Annotated in this window: 17 protein-coding genes and 1 pseudogene; 7 read left to right on the top strand and 11 right to left on the bottom strand. The window is 52.2% G+C overall.

The genetic code is table 11. The features are described 5' to 3' along the window. Positions 1-39: 39 nt before the first annotated feature. The 6 genes from J9253_RS01550 to J9253_RS01525 form a co-directional block, all read right to left on the bottom strand. Complete coding sequence (locus tag J9253_RS01550) at positions 40-1,323, bottom strand: (Fe-S)-binding protein (RefSeq protein WP_210222997.1); 1,284 nt, start codon at positions 1,321-1,323, stop codon at positions 40-42. Beyond that, positions 1,320-1,982, bottom strand: a complete 663-nt coding sequence (locus J9253_RS01545) for a hypothetical protein (protein WP_028490334.1) — start codon at positions 1,980-1,982, stop codon at positions 1,320-1,322. Before J9253_RS01545 ends, J9253_RS01550 begins: the two co-directional genes overlap by 4 nt. Further along, positions 1,979-3,091 carry a hydrogenase small subunit gene (locus J9253_RS01540; protein ID WP_228291472.1) on the bottom strand — a complete coding sequence of 371 codons (1,113 nt, stop codon included), beginning with the start codon at positions 3,089-3,091 and terminating at the stop codon, positions 1,979-1,981. Before J9253_RS01540 ends, J9253_RS01545 begins: the two co-directional genes overlap by 4 nt. Continuing rightward, positions 3,072-3,497: a hydrogenase expression/formation C-terminal domain-containing protein gene (locus tag J9253_RS01535; RefSeq protein ID WP_051543536.1), complete on the bottom strand. Its 426-nt coding sequence runs from the start codon at positions 3,495-3,497 to the stop codon at positions 3,072-3,074. The genes J9253_RS01540 and J9253_RS01535 overlap by 20 nt, the downstream gene beginning before the upstream one ends. Beyond that, positions 3,494-4,009, bottom strand: a complete 516-nt coding sequence (locus J9253_RS01530; RefSeq protein WP_210222995.1) for a HyaD/HybD family hydrogenase maturation endopeptidase — start codon at positions 4,007-4,009, stop codon at positions 3,494-3,496. The genes J9253_RS01535 and J9253_RS01530 overlap by 4 nt, the downstream gene beginning before the upstream one ends. 90 nt (positions 4,010-4,099) lie before the next feature. After that, on the bottom strand, positions 4,100-5,365 hold the full coding sequence (locus tag J9253_RS01525) for an AI-2E family transporter (RefSeq protein WP_210222994.1): 1,266 nt from the start codon (positions 5,363-5,365) through the stop codon (positions 4,100-4,102). Between the two features lie 94 nt (positions 5,366-5,459). Here J9253_RS01525 and J9253_RS01520 point away from each other — a divergent pair, with 94 nt between their 5' ends. Further along, the gene (locus J9253_RS01520; RefSeq protein ID WP_210222993.1) at positions 5,460-5,600 is read left to right on the top strand and encodes a hypothetical protein; all 141 of its coding nucleotides are present in this window, start codon (positions 5,460-5,462) and stop codon (positions 5,598-5,600) included. 34 nt (positions 5,601-5,634) lie between these two features. Here the strand turns inward: J9253_RS01520 and tnpA are convergent. Then, positions 5,635-5,932 (bottom strand): annotated as a pseudogene (tnpA, locus tag J9253_RS01515) (IS200/IS605 family transposase); the annotation flags it as partial. On the opposite strand from tnpA, the gene J9253_RS01510 reads away from it, so the two are divergent. Further along, complete coding sequence (locus J9253_RS01510) at positions 5,861-6,007, top strand: hypothetical protein (RefSeq protein ID WP_210222992.1); 147 nt, start codon at positions 5,861-5,863, stop codon at positions 6,005-6,007. The pseudogene tnpA and the gene J9253_RS01510 sit on opposite strands and share 72 nt — an antisense overlap. A 75-nt stretch (positions 6,008-6,082) precedes the next feature. Here J9253_RS01510 and J9253_RS01505 read toward each other — a convergent pair whose 3' ends face one another. Next, positions 6,083-6,724, bottom strand: coding sequence for a hypothetical protein (locus J9253_RS01505; protein ID WP_210222991.1), 642 nt, complete (start codon positions 6,722-6,724; stop codon positions 6,083-6,085). 336 nt (positions 6,725-7,060) lie between these two features. Next, positions 7,061-7,492 carry a hypothetical protein gene (locus J9253_RS01500; RefSeq protein ID WP_210222990.1) on the bottom strand — a complete coding sequence of 144 codons (432 nt, stop codon included), beginning with the start codon at positions 7,490-7,492 and terminating at the stop codon, positions 7,061-7,063. Between the two features lie 86 nt (positions 7,493-7,578). Between J9253_RS01500 and J9253_RS01495 the strand changes: the two genes are divergently transcribed. Beyond that, complete coding sequence (locus J9253_RS01495; RefSeq protein WP_210222989.1) at positions 7,579-8,037, top strand: hypothetical protein; 459 nt, start codon at positions 7,579-7,581, stop codon at positions 8,035-8,037. A gap of 338 nt (positions 8,038-8,375) precedes the next feature. On the opposite strand, the gene bioA is transcribed toward J9253_RS01495, so the two are convergent. Continuing rightward, on the bottom strand, positions 8,376-9,689 hold the full coding sequence (bioA, locus tag J9253_RS01490; RefSeq protein WP_210222988.1) for an adenosylmethionine--8-amino-7-oxononanoate transaminase: 1,314 nt from the start codon (positions 9,687-9,689) through the stop codon (positions 8,376-8,378). Between the two features lie 144 nt (positions 9,690-9,833). Between bioA and J9253_RS01485 the strand changes: the two genes are divergently transcribed. Together J9253_RS01485 and J9253_RS01480 are read left to right on the top strand one after the other, a co-directional pair. Then, positions 9,834-10,070, top strand: coding sequence for a helix-turn-helix domain-containing protein (locus J9253_RS01485; RefSeq protein WP_210222987.1), 237 nt, complete (start codon positions 9,834-9,836; stop codon positions 10,068-10,070). Beyond that, entirely contained in the window at positions 10,054-10,722 is a 669-nt protein-coding gene (locus tag J9253_RS01480; RefSeq protein ID WP_210222986.1) for an RNA-guided endonuclease TnpB family protein, read from the top strand. The genes J9253_RS01485 and J9253_RS01480 overlap by 17 nt, the downstream gene beginning before the upstream one ends. A 118-nt stretch (positions 10,723-10,840) precedes the next feature. Here the strand turns inward: J9253_RS01480 and J9253_RS01475 are convergent, their stop codons facing one another. Continuing rightward, on the bottom strand, positions 10,841-14,461 hold the full coding sequence (locus J9253_RS01475) for a class I SAM-dependent DNA methyltransferase (RefSeq protein ID WP_210222985.1): 3,621 nt from the start codon (positions 14,459-14,461) through the stop codon (positions 10,841-10,843). Between the two features lie 162 nt (positions 14,462-14,623). On the opposite strand from J9253_RS01475, the gene J9253_RS01470 reads away from it, so the two are divergent. Then, complete coding sequence (locus J9253_RS01470) at positions 14,624-14,827, top strand: type II toxin-antitoxin system VapB family antitoxin (RefSeq protein WP_028490234.1); 204 nt, start codon at positions 14,624-14,626, stop codon at positions 14,825-14,827. Further along, entirely contained in the window at positions 14,824-15,195 is a 372-nt protein-coding gene (locus tag J9253_RS01465; RefSeq protein ID WP_210222984.1) for a type II toxin-antitoxin system VapC family toxin, read from the top strand. The genes J9253_RS01470 and J9253_RS01465 overlap by 4 nt, the downstream gene beginning before the upstream one ends.

Here is a 15,195-nt window from a genome sequence, read left to right as displayed (position 1 = left end):
TAGGAATCCCCCGGCTTTAGCCGTGGGGAGTAGTCAAGATCATGCTGCACCTCCCTTGTCTTTGCGTTCCACCAGATGTTCGGCGATCATTTCGGTCAAGCCGACTACCGGCATATCCATCTGGTTTACTTCCAGCCCTTCCTCCAACTGGATGCGGCAGTTGGCGCAAGCCGTTACCAGCGTGTCGACCTTGAGTTCATCGAGCTGCTTTTTCTTGCGCTGGAAGGCTTTCATCTTCACTTCTTCCGCATCTTCATTGGCGCTGACACCACCGCCTGCGCCGCAGCACCAGTTCATGGTGCCGTGGTCGGCCATTTCCACGAAGTTTTTCGCCACCATGTTCATCAGGTTGCGCGGTTGTTGCACCACGCCACCGCGCCGTACCAACTGGCAAGGGTCGTGGAAGGTCATTTTGGCGTCCTCGAAACCTTCGGTTTCCAGCAAGCCTGCTACCCGTAATTCATCCAGCACTTCGACAATGTGCTTAGCGGCGAAGGTGTACGGGCGACCAATCAGGTTGGGCCCTTCCCAACGCAAGGCGGTGTAAGCGTGCCCGCATTCGGGGCTGATCACGGTTTTGACTTTGAGCTTTTCGGCGGCAGCGACCACCCGGCTGACCAACTCCCGCGCAATGTCGGACGAGCCGATCTGGATACCGGAATTGGTGGCCTCGAAACACTCTGAACTCAGCGTCCAAGTCTTGCCTGCGTTGGTAAGGATTTTGGCAACCGCTTCCAAGTACTCGGGGTAATTCATGATTTCCATCGAGGACAGCATCAGCAAGTATTCCGCGCCTTCCTTGTCGAAGGGAACTTCCATGCCAGTGTGTTTTTCGACGTGTTTGACCTGTGCTTGCAGGGCAGGCAGTTTCACCCCCATCGGGCTGCCGATCTGTACGGCACGGGTGGATGCGCCAATCAAGCCTTCCGGCGCGTGACCGGAGGCAACCATGCCCTCACGCATTTTGCGGATCATGTAGGTGATGTCGTTACCGACTGGGCAAACTGCCGAACAACGTCCGCACAGTGAACAGTTGTTGTAGACCAGTTCCTGCCATTCGGCGAGTTCTGCGTCGGTCACGGGTTTGCTCAAGCCCAGCTTGGCTTTGAGTTTGCCGATCAGGGTGTATTCCTGTTCCCACACGCGGCGCATCGGCTCCAGCTTGTAGATGGGCGTGAACTTGGGGTCAGGGTTTTCGGTGTAGAACAAACAGGCTTCCGCACACATCCCGCAGGAAACGCAGGAAGAAAAGAAGCTCGCCATTGGCGCGTCGATTTGCGCCTTGAAGGCGTTGATACCGCGTTCGAGTGTCAGTACGCTCATGATTTAACCCCCCGCATTCCCATTGTCGCGCCGTTATACCAGCGGGACAGAAACAGTGTGAAAGCGTGCATCAGCTTGGTAAACGGGAACAGCACCAGCAGCAATTCCACGCTGAGAATATGCAAGCCCAGCATCATCTGCGGCGACAGCAACAAGTGGTGGTAAGCCATGTAGCCCGTCAGCAGCGGCAGAAACGTCACTGCCCACACCACGTAATCACCCGGCTTTGACAAGAAGCGTTTCACCGGATGGCGCAGGCGATGCACCAGCACCGCAATCAGCGCAATCATGGTCACGACCGCAAACGCATCCACCACCGGGGTAGGCAAATTCGGCCAACCAAACCCAATCACGCTCTTGATCAGCGCAATATGTGCCGCCAACAGGAAGATCACCACAAACAGGCCAATGTGGAACACATACCCCGCCACAATAGTGAACAGGGAACGCTCAAACGTGGCCTTGTCCGCCGGGATGGAACGTCGCCACATTTCACGCAGGCCGCCCTGCATCGGGTCACCTTTGCTCACGGCGAAATTGTGTTTGCGCCCCAGCGAGAGGATTTCAAACAGACGTAACACCAAACCCGCGACAAAGATCACCACGGCAACGGTAAACGCTGGCCCTTTTACCCATAACAGGAAATCGACTTCATTCATGACGGTGACTCCTGATTCAATTCATCGACGGTGACGGTTTTGTGCAAACCAGCAGCATCCGTCTTGGCTTTCTTGTTCATCGCACCAGCGGCGACCCCGACGGCAATCCCGGCAGCAGCGGCATAAACAGCCGTTTGCCCCGTCATACCGGTGGGAATGGATAGCGCCTTATAGAAGCCGCCGAAATCCCAAAAGTTGGGTTCGGAACAGCCAATGCAACCATGCCCGGCTTCAATCGGGAAGCTAGTGCCTTCGTTCCATTTGAGGGTGGCGCAAGCGTTGTAAGTGACGGGCCCTTTGCAGCCGAGCTTGTACAAACACCAGCCTGCTTTTGCGCCTTCGTCATCGAAAGTTTCCGCAAACAGACCGCGTTCGTAAAACGGACGGCGGTAGCAACGGTCGTGGATATTTTGCCCGTAAAACGCTTTCGGACGCCCCAAACTGTCCAGCTCAGGTATACCAAACGTCAGAATGTGGGCAATCGTACCGGTAATCACCACCGGAATCGGCGGGCAACCGGACACGTTAATGATCGGCTTGTCCTTGATGATGTCGGCAACAGAGACCGCGCCCGTCGGGTTCGGGTCAGCTTTCGGCAAACCACCGAAGGCAGCACACGTCCCCACCGCGATAATCGCTGCTGCGCCTGCGGCAGCTTCTTTCAACATATCCAGATTGCTGATACCGGCGATGGTGGAAAAGCCGGGGTTGCCGATTGGAATAGAACCATCCACGACCAACACGTACTTGCCGTAGTGTTCTTTCATCGCCTCGGCACGCGCTTCTTCCGCGCCATAACCAGAGGCGGCTTGCAGGGTATGGTGGTAATCCAGCGAGATGGCATCGAAGATCAAGCCTTCGATACTAGGGCTGTGGGAACGGGTCAGGGATTCGGTGCAACCGGTGCATTCCTGAAAGGAAAGCCAGATCACTGAAGGGCGTTTGGCCTGTTCCAGCGCTGCCGCGATTTTCGGCACCATCGCCGGGGCAAGCGCCATGCTGGATGCCAGCAGGCCGCAGAATTTCAGGAAACCGCGCCGCGAAATACCTTGCGAGCGTAGGCGTTCGCCTAAGGTTTCCTCGTGGGGTTCATGTTGCGTCGTCCTCATTATCATTTTCCTCCATCGCGAGAATCGTGGTCATGGTCGCCAAGCCTTCCTTAATGTCGTCGCATTGGGAACGCAGGATTTCCGGCACATGACCAATTTCGATGAAATAACCGATACGTTTGTCGTTGTCGTCAAAGTGTTCAACACGCCAGATGCCAGCATAGCTGCTTTCACGCAAGCGGGTTTTGCCCAGCACATTGAGGGTCAGGTCGATTTCGCCTTCACCCAGAAAATCATCCAGTGCCGCATATTCCTGTGGTGAAAATGGCAAGCTGTGCAAGTCGATCATGCCGTGCGTGCCATGCGCAATCAGCTCACTCAGTGCTTGGCGGATTTCGTGCTGCACGGGGCGCAAGTTGCCCGTGACGGCGGCTTCGGCGTGAACAGGAATAGCATGTAGACTCATAGCGCGATCTCCAACTTGGGTGCTTGACGGAGAGGTCGGCACGGCGGATGCGCCTCGAACTCCCACTTTTGTAAGACATTGGCAGCCAGACGGCCTGCCAGCGGAATATTGTGCTTTACCCGCAGCGTCGGCTGCTCGCCCCACCCAAAGGTCTGGTACTGGATACCGACCAAGGCGCGGTGTTTGGGTAAGTGATCGGTCAGGCGGGCAATATCCATCAAATCCAGCAAACCCACTTCGTGGGCGCTGCGCTTGGCTGTACCGAGAAAATGATCCATCGCCTCATTTTCGTAACAGCATAAGGTACCGGGGGCTGCATTCAATTCCACCGCATCCAGCACCAGCAAGTGATCGTGTTCTTCGATGTCGCTGGCGAGGGTAAAGCTCAAGGTACCACCATCCAGATAGGTCACATCCGGGAACGCGGGAAAACACCTTTCCATGAAGTTGAGAAGATGGATGCCGATCCCTTCATCCTGTAACAGGATATTGCCAATACCTAACACCAACATAATGATTCACTTATTAAGTTTAATTGCCATGACAGACATTGTGGCGTGTTTCGGCAATAAGTGCTTGATATTGGTCAATACAAATGAAAATCACATCTTACGGTAACGAATAGCATGACCAAACAGGTAAATGCACACCGGCAACCCCAGGATCAAGCCCCAGATATGGAACAACTTACCACCAACCGTGAGAATAATCAGCACGATCACCGGGTTAACCCGCAGACGTGCGCCATAAATCAGCGGGTTCAAAACATAGCCTTCCACTAGATGAATAACGATGATCATGCCAATGCTCAACAACATCAGATTCGCGCCGCCGGTATTCAGCGCGATCAGGCAAATCGGCACTGAACTGATGAAGACGCCCGCCACCGGCACAAAACTAAACAAGAAGACCAGCACGGCAAGGAATGCCATGTGCTCGCCCATCCCTAAAAATGACACCCCAATCGCAGTCAACACCGTATTCACACACGCAATGTAAAATTGTGCCTGCATGGCATGACCCAATACTTTACCGAACTGGTAGATATTATCCGCCACTTCCACGTAGATAAACCGTAAGCGGGTATTTTCCAAATCGCGCACACTTGCCACCAAATGCGGCAGATCCAGCACAATCAGGAAAGCAAACAACAGCGCCAGCAGAAAAGTGGTTAAAATTCCCAGCGCTTGACCACTGAAATGGGTCAACTGATCCAGACCCACTTTCACTGCTTCGCGCCCATCGACAGGCTTATCCGATCCGGTAAAAAACCCCAACAACAGGCTGGTGGGGGAATCCCGAAATGTCCGGGGCATCGTATCGGCAGCGCCGTTGGCAGAGTTAGCAACGGCAGTATCATTTATTACCGGGGCGGCGGGCGCAGCCCATGTAGGAATAGCCGGTGCAGGTGTCGTGGGCGCAGGCGGGCGACGTAATTCCGGGATAGCCTCTTGCAGCACCGGGTAACGTTCCGCCAGATCCAGCACTTCCGTATCAATGCGTTCCATGTAGACAAAGAAGCCTTTCGCAAACCCCGTCGCCTGCTGATACACCTGTGGCGCAAGAAACAAGCTCACGGCAATAATGGCCCCCAGAAACAAGGTGCCGACCATAATCACCACGGGCACACGCAGCCAGCGCATCCGTCGGGTCAGCATATCCACAATGCCTGATTGCAAGTAAGCGAACACAAACGTCAGGAAAATCAGGGTGAAAAAGGAGCTGAGTAAGGCCAACAAACCGAAAATAATGCCCCACACCAACAAACGGCTCAACAACGGCAGCACATGCTCCCAACGAGCCTTGGGTTGTAGCGGGGGTGAGGGAAGAAACAAGCCTTCGTTAGTATTGTCATTATTCGGCAGCATCAAACGGCTCTCTGCAAGGGTAAATCGGGTCAGTATAACATCATCCCACTAAAGTATAATGACATCCAGAAACCGTTCAACTGAGCTAAAAACCGTGCCAACAACCATGACTCAACCCACCATCCTGCCCATTGCCCAACAGGGCGAAATCATCCTGCAACAACGGGCGGCGGACGTTCGTCCCCCACTGATCAGGTTGCGCGGCAAACCCCGTCCTTCAGGTCGGGGAGGATAGCGCGGGTGGCGAAGCCGCCCTATGTTCGGAGTGTTTAGTGTGGTGTCTGCTGCTGCTCAATGTATTGGCGAATGAGAGAAATAGGTGCACCGCCACAGCTACCCGCAAAATAACTGGGCGACCATAAAGCACCGCGCCAGAGTTTCTTATGGAGGTTAGGGTAATTTTTCTTGCGTATCACTCGGCTAGAAACCCCCTTTAAACTATTGACCAAAGCCGAGACTGCCACTTTTGGCGGATAGTTTATCCAGTAGGTGAACATGGTCATCCTCGCCATCGAATTCCAGCAATTCCGCTTCAAAGTCGGTACACACGCTGGAAAAAATACCACGTTAGCCTGTGGAGATGCGGCCTTAGGCCGCTCTGTGAAGCAGGAACCCGCCGAAGTCAGTCAGCTATCTAGCTGAATGCAGTAGGAATCCCCTTCCTTCAGGGAAGGGAGGATGTCAAGGAACCACTGGCGATGTTGAGACTGGACACAATTACGGCAAAATTGGGGTAGCCAGCAGCGACTCATTAACAACGGGTACAGGCGCATTGAGTGAAATGGAAGGTGCCATGTTGATACCCCCCATGCCCGACTGATCAACGGCTTTAGCACTACGTACCGCCTGGTTGGCTTCAGCAGCAATATTACCCGGCATACATAAACGAATGTAGCCCTGCAACGCATTGAATGCACCAACACGGTTGGTATACTGGTTAGCATGGATACGCTCCACGTACTGTTGCTGCATGGTATGCACCACAGTGCGTACCGAAGACGCCTCCAAACCCGCCAACACATCCTCATTCAAGGTATCAAACCCAGCGCGGGCATAACCAAACGCAGCAGCAGTCAAGGCCAGCTCACGCGCACTCGCCTTGGAAATTCCCATTATGCCGTTGGTGAATGAGCCAGATTGCCCCAATAAACTACTTTCGCGCTGACTACCTTGCTTTGACCAATTCACAGCGTCCAAGTAATTTTCACATTTCTGATTGGAGTACTGCACGCCCGCCATAATCAACTGATTCCACTCTTCAGTACTGGCTGGCTGGTCAGGCAATCCAGCCAAGGTCAGCAATGCCTGATAGACCGCTTCCTGATTAGCCGCATAGGCTGCAATCTCATTAGAACTCATAGTGGCATCCATCCCACCATTTAAAGCATTCATGTGATTTAGAGTGGAACACCCGGTGACACCGGACAGGCTAATCATGGACAACACAACAACATGCTGAATTAACTGAAATTTTTTATTATGCATAAATCAATAATCCTTATTGATAAATAAAACTCGAAACTCGCGCTTTATTTATAGCATAAATCATAACAATAACAGGTAATGAATCAGCGACATTTGGCTTATATTTAATTTATGGCTTATAACAATTAGCACTAATAATTCCAATTAATGCTGGAGCAATGAATAACTCCATTAGCTCCAGCCTATAAATATTATTAGAATAATTTTTTATTATGGATTACTAATGCTTAATACGCGGCACTCGAAATCATAATCTTTCATGTCGACACTCAACAGATCTTGTAAATCAGCACCCGCTGGCACTTCTAATCCAAAATGGAAACCTAGGTAGCGCCCAGGTGTTGCCTTGGTAATGCAGTAAGGCAAATCAGTATTCACAGAAAATGCCGCAAGATTAATATGTGGAGGCGCATCATGTGGCTCAGCAATTCCAGCCATATCACTAGCCGCAGGCAAATGCCAGTTTGTTTGACCACAGACCGCATAGGCATTCATCGTCTCTATGTAGGAAATCGGGTTACAAGCGAACACGCCCACACAAGGGTAATCCGTACCCGCAGGTGATAAGCCGGAAGAACCGTTGTACTGATAACGCCAGTCTTTATCACGCAAACCGCCGTCATCCGTTTTTACTTCCCACACGGATCCTGTTCTGGTATCCAGAATACAACTCCAAGAACTCGCATCGTCTGACAGTGGTAAGCCGTCGTTACCCAGTTTGGTGAAGTATGGAGGGAAACCAGTACCATCACTTGTTCCCGTTGTATCCGTTCCCGTTGTATCCGTTCCCGTTGTATCCGTTCCCGTTGTATCCGTTCCCGTTGTATCCGTTCCCGTTGTATCCATTCCCGTTGTATCCGTTCCCGTTGTATCCGTTCCCGTTGTATCCGTTCCCGTTGTATCCGTTCCCGTTGTATCCGTTCCCGTTGTATCCGTTCCCGTTGTATCCGTTCCCGTTGTATCCGTTCCCGTTGTATCCGTTCCCGTTGTGCCTGTTCCCGTTGTGCCTGTTCCCGTTGTGCCTGTTCCCGTTGTATCCGTTCCCGTTGTGCCTGTTCCCGTTGTATCCGTTCCCGTTGTATCCGTTCCCGTTGTGCCTGTTCCCGTTGTGCCTGTTCCCGTTGTATCCGTTCCCGTTGTGCCTGTTCCCGTTGTATCCGTTCCCGTTGTGCCTGTTCCCGTTGTAGCAGACGCTCCTGTTGTGTCCGTTGTATTATCCGCTGTTTCCGTCGATCCATTATTGGCACTGCAAGCGCCTAATAACGCAGATAATAGAATACTGGACAGTAGTACATTGACTTTTTTAACGCTTAAATTGCCATTATTGAATTTAGTTGTATATTGTATATTACGCATAAGTAATTTCCTCAATCATTCTCAAGCCAATAAGATTAGTTATAATAAGTATAAGCCTAATATGTTACGGAAATACACAAATAACATAAAAACTGCAATATTATTTATTTATATAAACAATAAATAATATCAATTTGGTATAAAAATAAACATAATAAACCTGCCAGTATCATGCAGGCGGTGAAAGGGTCATTAATGACAAAAAAATAACCTTATAAGCATGACGAAGTTCGGACTCAGCAATACAATAAGGCGGCAACAAGTAAACTACATTCCCCAACGGGCGCAACAACAACCCCCGCTCGTGGAAAAAGGCTTTGAGCTGCGCCCCAATCTGCGAGGTATAGCCTGCATCCGTTGCTATAACATCAAACGCGGCAATCGTCCCCATCACCCTTACCCGTTGCACCAGAGGGTGCGCTGCCAATGTTGCCAAGCCTTGCCGATGCCAAGCCTCGATTTGCGGCAATTTCGCAAGGGTTTGCTCGTCTTCAAACACTTGCAACGAGGCCAATGCCGCCGCACACCCCAGCGGATTAGCGGTGAAGGAATGCCCATGCACAAAAGCTTTATCAAACGTATCCCCCAGGAATGCCGCGTAAATTGCTTCACTGGCTACTGTCACCGACAGCGGCAGAAACCCTGCTGTCAGCCCTTTCGACAAGCAAATAATATCCGGCGTCACTTGCGCTTTGAGGCTGGCAAACATCGCACCCGTGCGCCCAAATCCCGTCATGACTTCATCAAAAATCAGCAGGATACCCGCTGCACGCAATCGCGTTGCCAAGGCTTGCAGAAATTCAGGGCGGCACATGCGCATTCCTGATGAACCTTGAATCAGCGGCTCCATGATCACGGCTGCGAGGGTATTGCCGTGGTCGGCGAGGTACTCATCCAGCCGCGCCAGTGACGCCTGTTCCTTCGCCTCTACCTCGGTATCGCCATCCCACGTTTCCGGGAAAGGCAGCAACCCGACTTCAAACAACAGGCTGCCGTAGGTATCGAAAAAGCCACAGCCCTTCCCCGCTGACATCGCGCCGACGGTATCGCCGTGATAGCCGCCCTCAAACGCAAGAAAACGGGTACGCTGGGTTTCACCCTGGTTGTGCCAGTATTGCAACGCCATTTTTAACGCCACCTCCACCGCTGTGGAACCGTCGTCGCTGAAGAACACACGCGTCAGCCCCTTGGGCAGGCGTTGTACCAGCTCATACGCCAATTGCGCGGCGGGTTGGTGGGTAAATCCGGCAAAAATCACTTGTTCCAGCGTTTGCGCTTGCTTGGCAATCGCGGCAGCGATGGTGGGGTGCGCGTGCCCGTGAGTATTCACCCACCATGAAGAAATCAGATCGAGGAATTCACGACCGTCTTCGGCGTAGAGGCGAATGCCTTTGGCCGAAGCGATGGGAATAGCGTCGGGCGCGGTCTGGGCTTGGGTGAAGGGATGCCAAACGTGGTGGCGGTCGAGATCGGTAAGGGTCATCCATCTTGCGCGAGATACCCCGTCCTTCAGGGCGGGGAGGGATAGCGCGTCGGCGTTAGCCGACCCTCTTCTCGCTCCTCTTTTTGGTTAAGCTATCTTGATTAAACACACAGAAATCACACGGTATGAACTACACTGTGAGTCATGCCAACGAAACGCGCCTACCAATTCCGGTTTTACCCAGACCTGCAACAAGAAAAGTTGCTGGCGCAGACGTTTGGTTGTGTGCGTTACGTGTACAACAGCATCTTGCGTTACCGCACGGATGCTTACGATCAGACTCAGGAAAAGGTCAGTTACCTGGGTGCTAATGCGCGGTTGACCGCCATCAAACAATGGCCTGAATCAGGCCGGACGCTATTTCGTGTCTTGCTTGTGTGAATTTGAACCCACGCTGTTGCCCGTCACCGACAAAAAGGCAGGTATCGACGTGGGCATCAAGGATTTGTTCGTCACCTCTGACGGTTTTAAGTCCGGCAATCCCCGCCATACCGCCCAACACGCGACTAAACTGGCGAAGTACCAACGCCGTCTTGCCAAGAAGAAATTCGGCAGCAAGAACCGGCTGAAAGCTAAACGCAACGTTGCCCGTGTTCACGCGAAGATCTCCGATTGCCGGTCGGACAACTTGCACAAGCTGTCCCGCAAACTGATTAACGAGAACCAAGTCGTTTGCGCTGAAAACCTCGCCGTGAAAAACATGATTAAGAACCCGACACTGGCCAAGCACATTGCGGATGCGAGTTGGGGGGAATTTACCCGCCAGCTTGAATACAAGGCCAATTGGGCAGGTAGGACGTATGTCGAAATCGACAGGTTTTTTCCTTCCAGCAAACGCTGTAACGGCTGCGGGTTCGTGAAAGCAAACATGCCGCTGGACGTGCGGTCTTGGGAATGCCCCGAATGTGGCGCAACCCACGACCGTGACGTGAATGCAGCACGTAACATTTTAGCCGCCGGACTGGCGGTGCTAGCCTTTGGAGAGAATGTTAGCGGTGATGGCATTTCGGTGTCGTTGTCCTGTTCTCGATGAATTAGGAATCCCCTTCCTTTAGGGAGGGGAGGAAGTCAATCCTCGGCCTCTGTAATGCTAGACGGGAGGAGACGCGCAGCAACAGCGCATCCAACGGGGAAGATTCTAGCACAAGCTCTCACACCATCCTATAAACCTCGCCTTCACACGCCACCATGCCCAAATCCTGCAAAGCATCCAGTACTTCTTGCAGGTTGGAGGGCTTGCGTTTGAATTGTTTGCTGAGTGCTTGAGCCGATAGCGGTGTCAGCGCCAGCAATTCGCGTACCAAGCGGGTTTGTTCACGTAATACTTTTGGCCAGTCGCGTTTGACGGCGGGGGTGTTCCCTTCGGCTGCGCTCAGGGAACCGGTGTCGTCGTCGGCAAGCGCGAGGTCTTCCTGTTGGCTGGGCATCCCGTCCCGTGGGCTGAGCGGAGTCGAAGCCGGTGCTTGGAAGTCGGGGCGTAACCAGCGGATAGTGCCTTGGGCTTCTTCGGCGGCGCGTTGGGTGTTGAGGTCAACGAGGCGGCTGAGGAGTTCTTCTTCGGCTTGCGCTTGGGCTTCGGGTTTGTCGGGGAGTGGCGTGGTTGCGCCGGGTTTGCCGACCAGTTCGGCGGCGAGGTCATCCCATCCGTAAGCGGCGAATACGGCACGGTCGAGCTTGTCGTGGAGTTCTTGCAAGATGCTGGTTAGGGCTTGCGCGTGAATCTCTTTGTCTTTGGCGTTTAGTGCTTCGCCGCTACGCAACTTTTCCAGCACGTTGTACATATTGGTTAGCGTCAGGGTTGGGTGTGCGGCTTGCTGGCGCTTGCGGTGCGCGTCAATTTGCTCGGCAATCGTCCGAATCTGCGCTTTCTGCGCGTCACTCGCATCAGGAAACGGAAATGCATCAAAACACATGGATTTGTTGTAAACAGGGTCATTGCCAACACCTAACCGCGCACCCGAAACCAAACTCCAGAATATATGCAAGCGACTGGACAACACTCCCAAGAAATACGCATCACTCAAAGCGATAGCAATCAATTTATCATCAGGCAGAACACTACCGTCCAAAAACACAAATATTTTGTGCTTTGATGTCTGCACTGTTGCTACGTAATGTTTAAGACCAGCCAAAGAACGGCGCATATCCTCATTATTACGACGATGCAACCACCAATTTTCTCTAAGACTCTTATCTTTGTTTAGCAATCGTTCTGGTTTCACGTTATCAATAAGCCACTGGTACAGGTTGGGAAACTTAGACAACACCTCTGTTTCTTTCAGTGGGTATAGATCAATAACTTTGACTCCACGAGGTATCTGCATAATGTCCTTACCATTTCGGTAATCTTTAATATGCTGTTCAATACCTGAAACGCTACCATAACCAATGAGTTTGGCTTGTTCTGGGGAAAGCGTCATGCCTTCGCCGTGTGGGATCACGCCACGGTTACTTAACGCTGAATTTGCTACCAATTGTTTGGCGGCAGCAATGTTTGCCCCGATGCGCAAATCAGAAAATAACTTGCCGGTTTGCGTACTGAGTTCAACTTGAACTTCATCCTCACCAGTATCTGTTTCAAGCGTTACTTGCTGCAATTGCCCAGTCCAATCGCCTGCGGCACAGGCGGTCATAGCAATACGCACCGCTGCCCCATCTTCATTGTCTACCCACGGATGATCAGGAATCGCAAAAATCAGCGATACAGGGTTTTGTGCTTCAAGATGATGTTGTAAAACTTTGCGATTGAATGTCTGGCGCAAACTGTTAGTAGTGATAAAACCGAAACGCTGTGTTTTACCACTCCGAGTTGCTTCCGCCGCTTTGTGCCACCAATACATCACAAAATCGACCGAATCGGGAACATCCGTCCATGCGGTGCGCAAAGGATTCACATAGCCATCACCCAGCAATTCACGCATACGCTTGTTGCCAATAAATGGCGGATTGCCGATGATGTAATCGGCGGCAGGCCATTCAGCCTTGCGCGGCTTGAGGTAGCGCAACACTGGCACTTGCGCGGTTTCGTCCGGCACATCTTTGCCTGTGACCGGATGCGTTTTGACCGTGCGCCCATCCCAGCGCGTCACGGGATTCCCCGCCGCATCCAGCACGTTTTCAACGCCGTCATACGCCAACACCGCATCACGGTTTTCGATATTGTGGAAGTCACGCAAAATCGGCTCGGCAGGCGACACATTGCCATGCGTGCGGAAATGCCATTGCAAATAGCCAATCCACAACACCATTTCCGCAATCGCCGCCGCCCGTGGATTCACCTCCAAGCCCAAGAACTGTTGCGGACTCACCGACACGCCTTCCATTTCCAGCGTTCGCGGCGAAAAACCCAACGCCTGCAAAGTATTCAACACCTCACCCTCCAACCGCTTGAGATGTTCCAAGGTCACGTACAAAAAATTACCCGACCCACACGCCGGGTCAAGAATCCGCAAACTGCACAAATGGGCATGAAAGGCGCGGACTTCATCAATCGCCGCCTTCTTGAATGACTCATCCGCCGTCAGCACTTTCTTGGTTTTTTTCACCTTGCGCTGCCCCGACAACTCCAGCGAAGTCGGCGCAGACTCATCATTCACCACAGGCAACACAATCCGCTGCGATGCTTTTTCCGCCTTTTCCAAGGATTTTTGGTATTCAGCCAATAACACGGTCGCAGCGGTTTGCACATCCGCCCACTGCTGACGCAACGGCGCAAGCACCGTCGGCAACACCAGCCGCTCCACGTAAGCACGCGGCGTATAATGCGCCCCCAACTTATGCCGCTCTTTCGGGTTCAACGCCCGCTCCAGCAACGTCCCGAAAATCGCCGGTTCAACGTAACGCCAATCCGCCTTTGCCGCTTTCAACAACAGTTCAATTTGCGCCTTGTCTAACGCCAGCGCCGTCGCCCCCGCAAACAGCCCACCGTTAAAGCGTTTAATCTCAACATACTCGCTATTGTCATAACCGCCTTTATCCATCATCAACCACAGGTTTTCCACCGCTGCTTTAAAGCGTTCTGGCTTATCTAGCATCTTTTCCAGCAAGTGCGTGAAACGGTCTTTCGGCAATAGCTCCACATCTTCCGCAAACATGGTAAACAGGCAGCGCATCAAAAACGTGCCGACCGTTTCCGCCGCGTGCGCCGCTTCCAGCGATTTCGCCAACGCAGCCAATTGCGTCGCAATCTGCTTGGTGACTTTAGCGGCTTTTTTGGATTCATCCAGACTATGCGGATCAGTCCAAACCGCCGCCAGCCGCGCACGGATGTCCGGCTTACGCAAATCATCGAGTTTAATGCGGTACGAACTGCTATCAGGGAACTGGGTATAGGTTGAATTGGAACAGGAAAATTCCGCATACAACTCAAGCACATGCCCTACATCGGTCAAAATCATGAAAGGCGGCTTTTTCTCAGTAGCAGGCAGATTTTCAATGTAATTCTTAGCTTGCCGATGAGCGCGGATCATCGCCGTATCTAATCCGGTAGAACCGTACTTCTTACCCGTCGATTTGCCTTCCAGCACAAAACAATCACGGCAATACAGGTCGATAAACCCCGTATTGGAACTGTGATCCACCTTAAGCAGATCAATACGCCGCTCAAACACATAAGCATTCAACTTGTTATCCGCCTGCGCAGGCTGCGGCTTTTCCACCCCCAACAATTCGCACAATTCACCGAGGAAAAACTGAAGATTGGCTTTTTCCGAGCCGTCTTTGCCCTGCCAACGTTGGATGAAAGCGTCTGCGGGCGTGTCGGTGGTGATCATGAAAGCCCCTGTTCCCCATTAGATGGGCATGGAATGTAACCTAAACACGACGCACAGGCAGTGATAAGTATCACTACAGATGTAAACTTCACATCAAACAGTTGTCGACAGCATCAAAACAAGCATAATATGATGCATATATTTGATGCCTTGGAGACAATCATGCGTACTACATTAAACCTTGATGATGAACTATTACGTCAGGCATTTGAGCTGACAGGCATTGCCGAAAAAGCAGCCCTGTTGCGTGAAAGCCTGAAAGCCCTGATCGAACGCGAAAGCGCCCGCCGCCTCGCTTTATTGGGAGGTTCCGAACCACAACTGGAAGCCCAGCCCCGTCGCCGTTCCACGGAAGAAGCCCTGTGATTCTGGTTGATACCTCGGTCTGGATTGATCACCTGCGGGTAAAAGACGAACGTTTAGCCATTCTTTTGAATGAAGTGCAAGTTTGTATGCACCCAATGGTGTGGGGCGAACTCGCGTGTGGCAACCTGAAAAACCGCCCAACCCTGTTGCGTTTATGGCAAGGTCTGCCCGCCATCACCCAAGCCAGCCATGCTGAAACCATGTACTGCTTAGAACAACGTAAACTGATGGGCAAAGGCATCGGCTATGTGGATTTGCACCTTTTAACCACTGTCCTACTATCACCGGGAACACAGATTTGGACGCGGGACAAGCGTCTACATAACATTGCCACCGAATTAGGCTGTGGCTGGCAGGAATCACACTAA

This window comes from Thiothrix litoralis (genome assembly GCF_017901135.1).
GTDB lineage: Bacteria > Pseudomonadota > Gammaproteobacteria > Thiotrichales > Thiotrichaceae > Thiothrix > Thiothrix litoralis.
This window is presented reverse-complemented; position numbering and strand designations above follow the sequence as displayed.